The sequence below is a fragment of the Streptomyces sp. NBRC 110611 genome (genome assembly GCF_001590865.1).
Lineage (GTDB): Bacteria > Actinomycetota > Actinomycetes > Streptomycetales > Streptomycetaceae > Streptomyces.
The window spans coordinates 927522-940423 of the sequence record NZ_BBUY01000001.1 but is presented as its reverse complement, the minus strand read 5'-3'; the positions used below and the strand labels follow the sequence as shown (position 1 = coordinate 940423).

11 protein-coding genes are annotated in these 12902 nt (G+C 70.3%); 6 read left to right on the top strand and 5 right to left on the bottom strand.

Annotation, left to right across the window (positions count from 1 at the left end):
- Positions 1–42 precede the first annotated feature (42 nt).
- Complete coding sequence (locus AZE13_RS04115; protein ID WP_066926819.1) at positions 43–513, top strand: hypothetical protein; 471 nt, start codon at positions 43–45, stop codon at positions 511–513.
- Positions 514–697: 184 nt separating this feature from the next.
- Positions 698–1261, top strand: a complete 564-nt coding sequence (locus AZE13_RS04110; protein ID WP_258527557.1) for a DUF6624 domain-containing protein — start codon at positions 698–700, stop codon at positions 1259–1261.
- 109 nt (positions 1262–1370) lie between these two features.
- On the opposite strand, the gene AZE13_RS04105 is transcribed toward AZE13_RS04110, so the two are convergent.
- A complete protein-coding gene (locus AZE13_RS04105) occupies positions 1371–2396 on the bottom strand; it encodes an ATP-dependent 6-phosphofructokinase (RefSeq protein ID WP_066926815.1) in 1026 nt (341 codons plus the stop codon).
- A gap of 352 nt (positions 2397–2748) precedes the next feature.
- Here AZE13_RS04105 and pta point away from each other — a divergent pair, with 352 nt between their 5' ends.
- The 3 genes from pta (at position 2749) to pyk (ending at position 7603) form a co-directional block, all read left to right on the top strand.
- Positions 2749–4842: a phosphate acetyltransferase gene (gene pta / locus AZE13_RS04100; protein WP_066926814.1), complete on the top strand. Its 2094-nt coding sequence runs from the start codon at positions 2749–2751 to the stop codon at positions 4840–4842.
- A gap of 59 nt (positions 4843–4901) precedes the next feature.
- The gene (locus tag AZE13_RS04095) at positions 4902–6113 is read left to right on the top strand and encodes an acetate kinase (RefSeq protein WP_066926813.1); all 1212 of its coding nucleotides are present in this window, start codon (positions 4902–4904) and stop codon (positions 6111–6113) included.
- A gap of 62 nt (positions 6114–6175) precedes the next feature.
- Entirely contained in the window at positions 6176–7603 is a 1428-nt protein-coding gene (pyk, locus tag AZE13_RS04090; RefSeq protein WP_066926812.1) for a pyruvate kinase, read from the top strand.
- 150 nt (positions 7604–7753) lie between these two features.
- Here the strand turns inward: pyk and AZE13_RS04085 are convergent, their stop codons facing one another.
- The 4 genes from AZE13_RS04085 to AZE13_RS04070 form a co-directional block, all read right to left on the bottom strand.
- Positions 7754–9085 carry a hypothetical protein gene (locus AZE13_RS04085; protein WP_066926811.1) on the bottom strand — a complete coding sequence of 444 codons (1332 nt, stop codon included), beginning with the start codon at positions 9083–9085 and terminating at the stop codon, positions 7754–7756.
- Entirely contained in the window at positions 9075–9590 is a 516-nt protein-coding gene (locus tag AZE13_RS04080) for a DUF6114 domain-containing protein (RefSeq protein WP_066926810.1), read from the bottom strand. Before AZE13_RS04080 ends, AZE13_RS04085 begins: the two co-directional genes overlap by 11 nt.
- A gap of 208 nt (positions 9591–9798) precedes the next feature.
- Complete coding sequence (locus tag AZE13_RS04075; protein WP_066926808.1) at positions 9799–10416, bottom strand: DUF6230 family protein; 618 nt, start codon at positions 10414–10416, stop codon at positions 9799–9801.
- Positions 10417–11032: 616 nt separating this feature from the next.
- On the bottom strand, positions 11033–12001 hold the full coding sequence (locus tag AZE13_RS04070) for a tetratricopeptide repeat protein (protein WP_079123658.1): 969 nt from the start codon (positions 11999–12001) through the stop codon (positions 11033–11035).
- Positions 12002–12248: 247 nt separating this feature from the next.
- Between AZE13_RS04070 and AZE13_RS04065 the strand changes: the two genes are divergently transcribed.
- Positions 12249–12899 (top strand): TetR/AcrR family transcriptional regulator, encoded by a 651-nt coding sequence (locus AZE13_RS04065; protein WP_066926805.1) that lies wholly within the window; start codon positions 12249–12251, stop codon positions 12897–12899.
- The last annotated feature ends 3 nt before the right edge of the window (positions 12900–12902 follow it).

Genomic DNA, 12902 nt, shown 5'->3' with positions numbered 1-12902 from the left:
CCGTCACTTCACCATGCGTGATCAATCCGCCACCATAGGTGCATGGTCAACACCGAGAGCAGGCAGAGGCAGGAGCCGACCACGGCCCGTCGAACCAAGGGGGACCTGAGACGACGTCAGGCAATCGCGGACGCGGCAGCAGGCCTCCCGCCGAGCGAGGTCGACGTACCGACGGAGGCCGCGAAGATCGAGCGGTTCCGCTGTGTCATCTACCTGTGCGGCGCCCCGCACGCGAACATTGCCGCACCGCGCGAGGAGTGCACCGACTACGCGGAGATGTTCGGGTGGGAGATCACGGCCGTGATCGAGGACCACGCGGGGTTGCTGCCGCCCGACGGCCGCGAGGGGCTGAGGCAGGCCGTCGGCCGCATCAAGGGCGGTGAAGCCGGTGTGGTACTCACGGCCTGGCGCTCGATGATCTCGCCCATTCCGCAGGAGTACGACCAGGTCGCGCACGAGATCGAGAGGGCGGGCGGTTTCCTGCACGTCAAGGACTCGGCGGGGCAGCCGTGATTTCCCACCCGTCCGCCCGGTGGCCGGAACGCCCCGCGCCCCGCCCGGACTGCGCGCGCTGCCGCCAGCTCGACGAACAGCGGCAGCAGGCCCGTCGGCGCTACGACCACAGCGCCGAAACGGACTGCAACGTACTGCTGCGGCAACACTTGCGACAGGCTCACCTATGAAGGAGGGACAGGCCGTGCCCGATCCCGCACAGCCCCAACAGCCCGACCTCGCTGATGAGTTGCTGCGTCGCATGACCACCGACCAGCACGCCCGCGGCGTCCGGGACAACGGCGAAATCGCGGCACCCGACTATGAACTAATGCGCACCGTCGACAACGACAACACCGCAGCCCTACAGCGAATCATCGACGAGCACGGATGGCCGGGACACTCACTCGTCGGTGAGCAGGCCGCCAACGCCGCATGGCTCATCGCGCAACACGCCGACCTCGACTTTCAGCAGCGGGCTCTCGGTCTTGTCCGCGACGCCGTCACACGCAATGACGCGACCACGCAGCAGCTCGCCCTGCTGACCGACCGAGTCCTCATGCGACAGGGACAACCCCAGATTTACGGCACCCAGTACCGGGACCTTTGCGACGGCCGCGGATACCAGCTCTGGGACGTCACCGACCCCGACAACCTTGACGTTCGCCGCGCGGAGGCCGACCTCGGCCCACACGCCGACTACGAAGTCGCAATCCGCTCGACCTACCGCCCCCACCCGCAAGAGCTCCGAGCGGAGCGAGCGCCGTAGCCCCTCACCGAGGCCCTCGTCATGAGTACAGCAAGAGTCCCGGAGCGCTCCGGGACTCTTGAGTGATGAGTGATGCGTACGGTCCTCAGAAGACCGGCTAGAAGACCGGCTAGAAAACCGACTCGGCCTCGTCCATCCGCCCCGCGGGGACGGTCTTGAGTTCGGTGACGGCCTCGGCGAGGGGGACCATGGTGATGTCCGTGCCGCGGAGGGCGGTCATCTTGCCGTAGTCGCCGCGGTGGGCGGCCTCGACGGCGTGCCAGCCGAAGCGGGTGGCGAGCACGCGGTCGTAGGCGGTGGGGGTGCCGCCGCGCTGGACGTGGCCGAGGATGACCGGGCGGGCCTCCTTGCCGAGGCGCTTCTCCAGTTCGCGGGCGAGCGCGGTGCCGATGCCGGAGAACCGCTCGTGGCCGAACTGGTCGATGGCGCCCTTCTTGTACTCCATGGTGCCGGGCGCCGGGTGGGCGCCCTCGGCGACGCAGATCACGGCGAACTTCTTGCCGCGGGCGAACCGCTCCTCGACCATCGTGACCAGGTCGTTGACGTCGAACTCGCGCTCCGGCAGGCAGATGCCGTGGGCGCCGCCGGCCATACCGGACTCAAGGGCGATCCAGCCCGCGTGGCGGCCCATGACCTCGACGACCATGACGCGCTGGTGCGACTCGGCGGTGGTCTTGAGGCGGTCGATCGCCTCGGTCGCGACGCCGACGGCGGTGTCGAAGCCGAAGGTGCGGTCCGTGGAGGAGATGTCGTTGTCGATGGTCTTGGGGACGCCGACGACCGGCAGTCCGACGTCCGAGAGCATCCGGGCCGCGGTGAGGGTGCCCTCGCCGCCGATCGGGATCAGGACGTCGATGCCGTAGTCCTTGGAGAGGTCGCGGGACTTCTCGCAGGCCTCGCGGAGCCGGGCGCGCTCCAGCCGGGACGAGCCGAGGATGGTGCCGCCGCGGGCGAGGATGCCGCTGACCGCTTCGAGGTCGAGCTTGCGGTAGCGGCCGTCGAGCAGGCCGGCGAAGCCGTCCTCGAAGCCGATGACCTCGTCGTCGTGGCCGGTGAGGGCGCGGTGGACGACTGACCGGATCACAGCATTCAGGCCGGGGCAGTCGCCGCCTGCGGTGAGGACTCCGATACGCATCGTGCTGTGTCTCCTGTGCTCGTTGTCGGTCCTGACCCGGTCCGATTGTTTCACGGTCCGACCGGCTCCCGCCCGCACGCCGACACGGCTGACGCGCGCGCATCGACGGCTCCCGCCCGCGCGCCGGCGCGGCTCCGGCTCGCACGCCGGGCGCGTGCACCGGCCTCGTACACCGGTTGCGCCCGACGGTCCCCGCCCGGAGCCGCCCGGAACCTGGAAGAGCGACTTAGCCACCCTCGCAGGTATTGTCAAGAGGGGCCAGCTCACAATATCGGCTTAATTTGATCTTGTGAGCTGCCGGAATCCTGAACGCCGGAACCTTGCACACATCGGAATGGATCGGAGAGCACGCGTGACGCGCAGCGTGTACGTGACCGGGATCGACCGCGGCGACGGCCGCCAGGTCGTCGAGCTGGGAGTCATGGAGCTCCTGACCCGCCATGTCGACCGGGTGGGCGTCTTCCGCCCGCTGGTGCACGACGGACCGGACCGGCTGTTCGACCTGCTGCGGTCCCGCTACCGGCTCACCCAGTCCGCCGAGACCGTCTACGGCATGGGCTACGACGAGGCCGCCGCGCTCCAGGCCGAGCGCGGCACCGACGAGCTGGTCGCCCGGCTCGTCGACCGCTTCCACGCGGTGGCCAGGGACTACGAGTACGTGCTGGTCCTCGGCTCGGACTACGCCGACACCAGCCTCCCGGACGAGCTGAGCCTCAACGCCCGGCTCGCCAACGAGTTCGGCGCCTCGCTGATCCCCGTCGTCGGCGGCCAGGGCCAGGAGGCCGAGTCCGTACGCGCCGAGGCCCGCAACGCCTACCGGGCCTTCCAGTCGCTGGGCTGCGACGTCGTCGCCATGATCGTCAACCGGGTGGCCCCCGAGCTGCGCGAGGCGGTCGTCGAGCGGCTCGCGTCCCGTCTGCCGGTGCCCTGCTACGCGCTCCCCGAGGACGGCTCGCTCTCCGCGCCGACCGTCGCCCAGATCGTGCACACCCTCGGCGCGGAGGTGCTGCTGGGCGACGACTCCGGGCTCGCCAGGGACGCCCGCAACTTCGTCTTCGGCGGCGCCATGCTGCCCACCTTCCTCCAGGCACTCACCCCCGGCTGCCTCGTGGTGACCCCCGGCGACCGGGCCGACCTGGTCATCGGCGCGCTCGCCGCGCACAGCGCCGGCGCCCCGCCGATCGCCGGCGTGCTGCTCACCCTCGACGAGAAACCCGGCCCCGACATCATGGCGCTGGCGGCCCGGCTGGCCCCCGGCACCCCGGTCGTCTCCGTACCGGGCGGCTCCTTCCCGACCGCGGCCGAGCTGTTCGCCATCGAGGGCAAGCTGAACGCCGCCTCGCCGCGCAAGGCGGAGACCGCGCTGGGCCTCTTCGAGCGCCACGTGGACACCGCGGAGCTGACCAACCGGATCTCGGTCGCCCGCTCCGGCCGGGTCACGCCGATGATGTTCGAGCACGAGCTGATCGAGCGCTCCCGCTCCGGCCGCCGCCGCGTCGTCCTCCCGGAGGGCACCGAGGAGCGGGTGCTGCGCGCCGCCGACGTCCTGCTGCGCCGCGACGTCTGCGACCTCACCCTGCTCGGCGAGGAGGAGGCGATCCGCAAGCGCGCCGCGGACCTGGCCATCGACCTGGCGAACGCGCAGATCATCGACCCGCAGACCTCCGAGCTGCGCGAGCGGTTCGCCGAGCGGTACGCACAGCTGCGCGCCCACAAGGGCGTCACCTACGAGCTGGCCTACGACGTGGTCGCCGATGTGTCGTACTTCGGCACCCTGATGGTCCAGGAGGGCCTGGCCGACGGCATGGTCTCCGGCGCGGTGCACTCCACCGCGGCCACCATCCGGCCCGCCTTCGAGATCATCAAGACCAAGCCGAACGCCCAGATCGTCTCGTCGGTCTTCTTCATGTGCCTGGCCGACCGGGTCCTGGTCTACGGCGACTGCGCGGTCAACCCGGACCCCAACGCCGAGCAGCTGGCGGACATCGCCATCCAGTCGGCGACCACCGCCGCCCAGTTCGGCGTCGAGCCGCGGATCGCGATGCTGTCGTACTCCACCGGCACCTCCGGCTCCGGCGCGGACGTCGACAAGGTCCGCAAGGCCACCGAGATCGTCCGCGAGCTGCGGCCCGACCTGCTGGTCGAGGGCCCGATCCAGTACGACGCGGCGGTGGACGCGGCGGTCGCGCGGACCAAGCTCCCCGGTTCCGACGTGGCCGGCAAGGCCACCGTGCTGATCTTCCCGGACCTCAACACCGGCAACAACACCTACAAGGCCGTGCAGCGGTCGGCCGGTGCGGTCGCCGTCGGCCCGGTCCTGCAGGGTCTGCGCAAGCCGGTGAACGACCTCTCGCGCGGCGCCCTGGTCCAGGACATCGTCAACACCGTGGCCATCACGGCCATCCAGGCGCAGGGTGCCCAGCCCGGCGCCGAGCCCACCGCCTGAACACCCCTGAAGCCCGCACAGCCCCCGGAAAACCGCCCCACCCCATCGGAAAGCGCTCCATGACTGCCACTGCCACCCGTGTCCTCGTCCTCAACTCCGGCTCCTCGTCGGTGAAGTACCAGCTGCTCGACATGCGCGATGGCGCACGTCTCGCCGTCGGCCTGGTCGAGCGGATCGGCGAGGAGAACTCGCGCCTGGTCCACACCCCGCTGGCCACCGACGGCGCCAAGCGGGAGACCGAGGGCCCGATAGCCGACCACGAGGCCGCGCTGAAGGCCGTCGCCGCGGAGCTGGCCGCCGACGGTCTCGGCCTGGACTCCCCGGAGCTGGCCGCGATCGGGCACCGGGTGGTGCACGGCGGGCAGGAGTTCACCGCGCCGACCGTGATCGACGACGCGGTGCTGGCGGAGATCGAGCGGCTGGTGCCGGTCGCCCCGCTGCACAACCCGGCGAACATCACCGGTATCCGGACCGCCCAGGCGCTCCGCCCCGACCTGCCGCAGGTCGCGGTCTTCGACACCGCCTTCCACACCACGATGCCGGAGTACGCGGCCCGCTACGCGATCGACACCGAGACCGCCGACGCGCACCGCATCCGCCGCTACGGCTTCCACGGCACCTCGCACGCCTATGTGTCCCGCAAGACCGCGGAGCTGCTGGGCAAGGACCCGTCCGAGGTCAATGTGATCGTGCTGCACCTGGGCAACGGCGCCTCCGCCTCGGCGGTGGCCGGCGGCCGCTGTGTGGACACCTCGATGGGCCTGACCCCGCTGGAGGGCCTGGTCATGGGCACCCGGTCCGGTGACATCGACCCGGCGGTGACCTTCCACCTCAAGCGGGTGGCGGGCATGGACGAGGACGAGGTCGATGTGCTGCTCAACAAGAAGAGCGGCCTGATCGGGCTCTGCGGCGACAACGACATGCGCGAGATCCGCCGGCGGATCGACGAGGGCGACGAGCGCGCCCGGCTCGCCTTCGACGTCTACATCCACCGGCTGAAGAAGTACATCGGCGCCTACAGCGCGGTGCTCGGCCGGGTCGACGCGGTCGCCTTCACGGCGGGTGTCGGCGAGAACGCCGCCCCGGTGCGCGAGGCCGCCATCGCCGGTCTGGAGGAGATGGGCATGGCCGTGGACGCCTCGCTCAACGCCGTACGGTCCGACGAGCCCCGGATGATCTCCCCCGACTACGCCCGGGTGGCGGTCGCCGTGGTGCCCACGGACGAGGAACTGGAGATCGCCCAGCAGACATACGCCCTGGTCAACGCGTAGTAATCGGTGCTTCCACCTACCGAAATATTCCGCTGCTAAACAAACCCGATAGGATTCCGCCCATGCGCCGTTCCAAAATCGTCTGCACCCTGGGCCCCGCCGTCGACTCCTACGACCAGCTGAAGTCGCTGATCGAGGCCGGCATGAACGTGGCCCGCTTCAACATGAGCCACGGGACCCAGCCGGAGCACGAGGAGCGGTACCACCGCCTCCGCAAGGCCTGCGAGGAGACCGGCCGCGCGGTCGGCGTGCTGGCCGACCTCCAGGGCCCCAAGATCCGCCTGGAGACGTTCGCCGACGGCCCGGTGGAGCTGGTGCGCGGTGACGAGTTCACCATCACCACCGAGGACGTGCCCGGCGACAAGACCATCTGCGGTACGACCTACAAGGGTCTGCCCGGCGATGTCTCCAAGGGCGACCAGGTCCTGATCAACGACGGCAATGTCGCGCTCCAGGTCGTCGAGGTCGAGGGTCCGCGGGTGCGCACCATCGTCATCGAGGGCGGCGTGATCTCCGACCACAAGGGCATCAACCTGCCCGGCGCGGCGGTGAACGTCCCGGCGCTGTCCGAGAAGGACATCGAGGACCTCAAGTTCGCCCTCAAGATGGGCTGCGACATGGTCGCGCTGTCCTTCGTCCGGGACGCCAAGGACGTCCAGGACGTGCACCGCGTCATGGACGAGGTGGGCCGCCGGGTCCCGGTCATCGCCAAGGTGGAGAAGCCGCAGGCGGTGGCCAACATGGAGGAGGTCGTCATGGCCTTCGACGCGGTCATGGTGGCCCGTGGTGACCTGGCGGTGGAGTACCCGCTGGAGAAGGTCCCGATGGTGCAGAAGCGGCTCGTCGAGATGTGCCGCCGCAACGCCAAGCCGGTGATCGTCGCGACCCAGATGATGGAGTCGATGATCACCAACTCCCGGCCGACCCGCGCCGAGGCCTCCGACGTCGCCAACGCCATCCTCGACGGCGCGGACGCGGTGATGCTCTCCGCGGAGTCCTCGGTCGGCCAGTACCCGATCACCACCGTCAAGACGATGTCCAAGATCGTCGAGGCGGCCGAGGAGGAGCTGCTCTCCAAGGGCCTCCAGCCGCTGGTGCCCGGCAAGAAGCCGCGCACCCAGGGCGGTGCGGTGGCCCGCGCGGCCTGCGAGATGGCCGACTTCCTCAACGGCAAGGCGCTGGTGGCCTTCACCAAGTCCGGTGACACCGCCCGTCGCCTCTCCCGCTACCGCGCGGCCCAGCCGATCCTGGCCTTCACCACCGACACCGCCACCCGCAACCAGCTCACCCTGAGCTGGGGCGTGGAGAGCTTCGTCGTGGAGCACGTCGACCACACCGACGCCATGGTCGACCTGGTGGACGCCGAGCTGCTCAAGCTCAAGCGCTACAACGAGGGCGACACCATGCTGATCACCGCCGGTTCGCCCCCCGGCATCCCCGGCACCACCAACATGGTGCGGGTGCACCACCTGGGCGGCGAGCGTCCCTGACGCGCCCGGACCCGGACAAACGGCGGTGGGCCGCTCCTCCTGCGAGGGGCGGCCCACCGCCGTTTCCGTCCGTGCCCGACGGCCGGCTCTCAACGGCCGGTTCTAGATGGCCAGTTCTCCGGTCAGTTCTCGATCGTCAGCTCTCGACGGTCAGTTCTCGATCGTCACATGCATGCCCGGGACATGGAGATCGCCGCCGAACTGCCCCGCCTGATCGAGCTTCACCTTGGTGAAGTACGCGAACGGGACATTGATCGGCGGCGGGTGCTCGGGGTCGAAGACGATCGGGATCAGACCGAAGAGATTGCCCTGCAACCGCTCGGAGTACAAGGTCACCTTGCCGTCGCGGACCGTGGACGTGGACCCCGGCGCCGCCCGGACGTGGTACTTCCGGCCGGACGCCCGGTCGTCGATGATCTGGTGCAGATCGCCGATGTCGATGCTGTCGGCGGTGAACTTCAGGGCCTGCTTGGTATGGCCGCTGTGCGTGGTGACGTTGACGACGCCCTCGTAGTCCAGCCCGCGCAGGGTGAGCGCGCTGGACTCCAGGTGCCAGGGGAGGTCGGGCAGGGCGGCGGGCGTCTGCTCGTCCTTCCCCTTCTGCTTGTTCTCGACGACACAGGGGAACGCCCGCTTGCCGTCGGCGTCCTTGCCGTCCAGACCACCGCCGGGCAGCGCGTTGTCCACCGCTCCCACGGCACCGTGGACGGTGTCCTCGACCGGCTTCGTGACCTTGTCGTCCTTGTCGCCCTTGTCAGCCCTATCGTCCTTGTCGGTCGCATCGCCGGAGCCGGTGGCCGGGGCCTTGGGCGCGGGGGTGGCCTGCTGCGTCGCGGACGGCGAGGGGGACGGGGGCAGGGACGGGGACGGCGACGGCGAGGCACTCGGCGCGTCGGCCGCCGGCTCCTTGTCGGAACCGCCGCCCAGGAGCCCGCCGAGGACGTCCCGGATGCCGCCCAGCAGGCCCCCGTCCTCCTTCTTCTCGTCCCCGGGAGACTTCCCGTCCCCGGGAGAGGTGGACGGCGCGGGCGCCGTCTCCTTACCGTCTCCGCTGTCCTTACCGGGTTCCTTGCCGGGTTCCTTGCCGGGTTCCTTGCCGGGTTCCTTGCCGGGATCCTTGCCGGGATCCGTACCGGCCGAAGGCGAGGGCGACGGGGCCGGCTTGCCCTTCGCGCCGTCCTCGGCCTTGCCGCCCTGCCCGTCCGCCGTGTCCGGGGCGGTGACGCACGGGCCGTCCCTGAAGGGGCTCTCGGGCGGCATCGGCTTGGCGACCGCCAGCTGGGGCGTCAGCCCCATGCCCATGAGCACGGCGGTCGGCATGGCGGCGAGGGCTATCGCCTTGCCCGCGGGCACATGCAGCCGGGTCAGCAGCGGCTTCCTCGGCGCCGCATGCCGCGGCCCGTTGCCCCCGCCGGAACGGCGCGGGGGGACCCCCATCGCCCCGGCGGGTGCGTTCTCCTGATGCAGCTCGTCACCCGGCACGGTGCCTCCCGTTCGTTCCGTTGGTCGGACTCGTCCCTGACCCGTCGTCCAGTCCGCCGACCGGCCCGGCCCCGGCCGGTGCGGGGCTGGCGGCGGCCGCGGGGACCGTCCTGCCCGGCGCCCAGGCCACGCTCAGCGCGCCGCCGATCATCCCCATCAGGTAACCGACGACGATGCCGCCGAAGTTCGAGACGACCAGGGAGACCAGGGCGAGCAGGATCGCCGCCACGCCCGCGAAGACGCGCGAGGCCGGCTGGAACCACATGGTGAGACCGAGGACGACCAACAGGACGCCGATGATCAGCGAGCCGGCGCCGGCGGTGGTCGCCATACGGACGGTCAAGGACCCGATCGTGAGGTTCGCGTAGGGGATGTACATGATCGGGATGCCGGCCAGCAGAGTCAGCAGTCCGCCCCAGAACGGGCGGTGTCCGCGCCACTCCCGGAACGAAATCCGCTTCCGGCCGAGGGTCTCGCTCAGCCGTGGTCGCGTCTCGGCGGTCATGTCGTACAGCTCCTCGGGACTGGCAATTCGGTGGTTCTGCACTGGAGTGTCCTGACTGGCGCTACCCGGCGTACGGGCACGGGGAACAGGCACGGGGGAACGGCCGATGCCACCACGTGCTCCGCACCTCCGCCGGTGCTGCCCCGCGGGCTCCATGGCACGGCGAGTATCCGCCGCGGGACCGCCCCGCGCCCGTACGCTCAGTGCGTCAGTAGCACTCGTGCTTGCCCTTGGCGACGCTCATCTTCAGGCCACTGAGCTTGAACGTTCCGGCTGAAGTGGCCCATGCCTGCTGCTTGACGTTCGTGAGCGTGGCCGAGTCGGCCTCCTGGGCGAACGAGCCCGGGTCGGCCGTGTCGCCCTTGTGCATGCCCGGCCCCTTGCCCGACGAACCCGCTGCCACACCGATGTTGATGTTCTTGAACGTCGCGTCCGCGTCGAGCTGGTCGAGGTCGATGTAGAGGTTCTTGGCCTCCACCGGCGTGCCGTTGGCACCGGCCAGCAGCTTCAGTGACACATCGCCGAAGACCGGGACCGGAACGACCACCGACTGGCACAGGTTGCTGATCTTGGCGCTCGAGAACCCCGAGACCGCCACTGGGATCTGCTTGCCGCCCTTCTGGGCGTCGATTGCTCCGTACTGGACGAAGCCGGTGCCGTCCAGCCGGTCCGTGGTGACCTTGAACTGCTGGCCGGACACACTGAACGATGCCGCGAGCGCACCCTGCGAGAGGGCGACGCCGATCGCGGCGGTCGCCGCGACGCTGGGCACCATGACGACGGCGAACCGCTTCCATCTGGTCCCGCCGCGAGCCAGGGACTCCATGACTTTCCTCCTTCTCGGACGTACATCTCCGGTACCGGCGGCCTCAGTTGGGGGACAGCGGTACGGGGGATGGGAGAAGTGCTACGTCCTCGGGAAGGAGAGCGCCCGTTCTCGGAAGGCACAGCGCGTGTCCGAATACCGGCGATCACCCCCGAGCGACAACCACTGGCCACGCTCTCGCGCAACCTCACCGGACAGGCCCTGCCGGGTACGGCAAGGACCCCCCTGTCCGTGGCCGGCGTGACTGCCGCCGGCCACTCGGTGGGGACCCAAGTGCCCCGCGGCGCCGACCGGATGCCGGGCTGCGGGAATGGACCGAGCGTCGCCGATCGTGGTCCATTCGGAGCCGCGACACAAGGGGTTCGTTACTTACGGGTAACGCCGCTCTCACGGGGGCACGACGGACCGGGGCCGCCCAGGTACACAGGGTCGTCGCCGACAGCGAACGGACACCTCGCATGTGCGGACAGAACACCGCAAAGCGGCGGTCAGGACTTACTCCAAGTAACAGCGGCCACGTTTACCAAGTTTTGGTAAAGCGTGGCCGCTGTTTCGTTTGTCCGGTCACCTCATGGAGTCGCGCCGGCCACCCGGAGGCGCCGGCGACGACAGCGGGTCAGAACAGCACCCGGGCAAGGGCGGTACGGGCCGCCGTCACCCGCGGGTCCTCCGCCCCGATGACCTCGAACAGCTCCAGCAAACGCACCCGCGCGGCCTCCCGGTCGTCGCCGAACGTCCGCTTCACCGTGTCGACCAGCCGGCCGAACGCGTCCTCGACATGACCGCCGACCAGGTCCAGGTCCGCGGCCCGGATCTGCGCCTGCACATCGGCCGGATTCTCCGCCGCCTCCTTGCGGACCGCCTGCGCGTCCAGGTCCTGGACCCGGCTCAGCAGTTCGGCCTGCGCGAGGCCGAGCTTGGCCTCCGGGTGGCCCGGGTCCTCGGAGAGCACGTTCTTGTACGCCTGAACGGCACCGCCCAGGTCACCGGAGTCCAGCGCCTGGCTCGCGGCCTCCAGCAGGGCGTCGTACGGACCGGCCGGCTGCGGCGCCTCGGCCGGCTGCTCGTCCGCCGCGGCCGGGTCGACCGGCGCGCCCACGATGCCGAACTGCTGCTCGGCGGCCTGCACCAGCTGGTCGAGCACCTGCCGGATCTGCGCCTCCGGGGCCGCCCCCTGGAACAGCGGGATCGGCTGCCCGGCGACCACCGCGAATACCGCCGGGATGCCCTGCACCCCGAACTGCTGGAAGAGCATCTGGTTCGCGTCGACGTCGATCTTGGCCAGCACGAACTTGCCGGCGTACTCGTTCGCGAGACGCTCCAGCAGCGGACCGAGCTGCTTGCACGGCTCGCACCACTCGGCCCAGAAGTCGATGACGACCGGGACCTCCGTGGAGCGCTGCAGGACGTCCTGCTGGAACCCCGCCTCGTCGACGTCGAACACCAGGCGGGCACCCGTCGCCGGCGCCTGGCCCGTACGGGCGGCCTCGGCGCGCGCCTGCTCCGCCTTCTGCTTCGCTTCGCCGGCCGCCTTCACCGCGGCGAGGTCGACTACTCCACTCATGGACATATTGCGTGGCTGCATGAGTACATCCTCCCCCCTGGGCGGCCCGTTCCGGAAAGCGATCCGGAAAGCGCTCTGCTGCGCCGGTAGTGCAAGGGGCCCCGAGGGGCCATGGTGAGCGGCCGGCGGGTCCCCACCCTCGGCCTGTGGTCGTCGCTCTTACGCTACGAGCCGTAGCGTAACTCGTCGCCTCCCCCGCGCGACAAGACCGATCCCCGCCCCCGTGGAGTGATCTCCCTCACGGGCGGCGCCGCCCTTACCCACCGGTATGGTCGCCCGCATGCACCGTTCCGCCACCCCCCGGAAGGGCCGCACGGGCCGCCCCCGCAGCGCCGAGGCCGACCAGGCGATCCTCCGCGCGACCCGGGCCGCGCTCGTCGACGTGGGCTGGGGGCGGCTGACCATGGGCGAGGTGGCGGCCCGGGCCGGCGTCGCCAAGACCACCCTCTACCGCCGCTGGGCCAACAAGAACGAACTCGTGGTGGACGCGGTGGCGGTCCTCTTCGACGAGCTCGAACTCCCCGACCGGGGCTGTTTGCGGGCCGATATCGAGGGTGTGGTGCTGCAGTTCGGCGCCCTGCTCGCCCGGCCGGAGACCAAGACCGCGCTGATGGCCGTGGTCGCCGAGTCCACCACCGACGAGGCGCTGCGCGAACGGATCCGCTCGGCGATCGTCGAACGCCAGAAGCGGCTCGTACTGCTGGGGCGCGCACGGGCCCAGGCGCGCGGGGAGCTCCCGCCGGACGCCCCCGGCGAGGACGGCGAACGGGCCGCCGCCCGCAACATGGACCTGATCTTCGATGTGATCGCCGGTGCGGTGGTGCACCGCACCCTGGTCAGCGGCGAGCCGGTGAACGCGGAGTGGGGGCGCGAGTTCGCTGCGCTGCTTCTTTCTGGGCTTTCCGTTGCACTTGGCTGACTT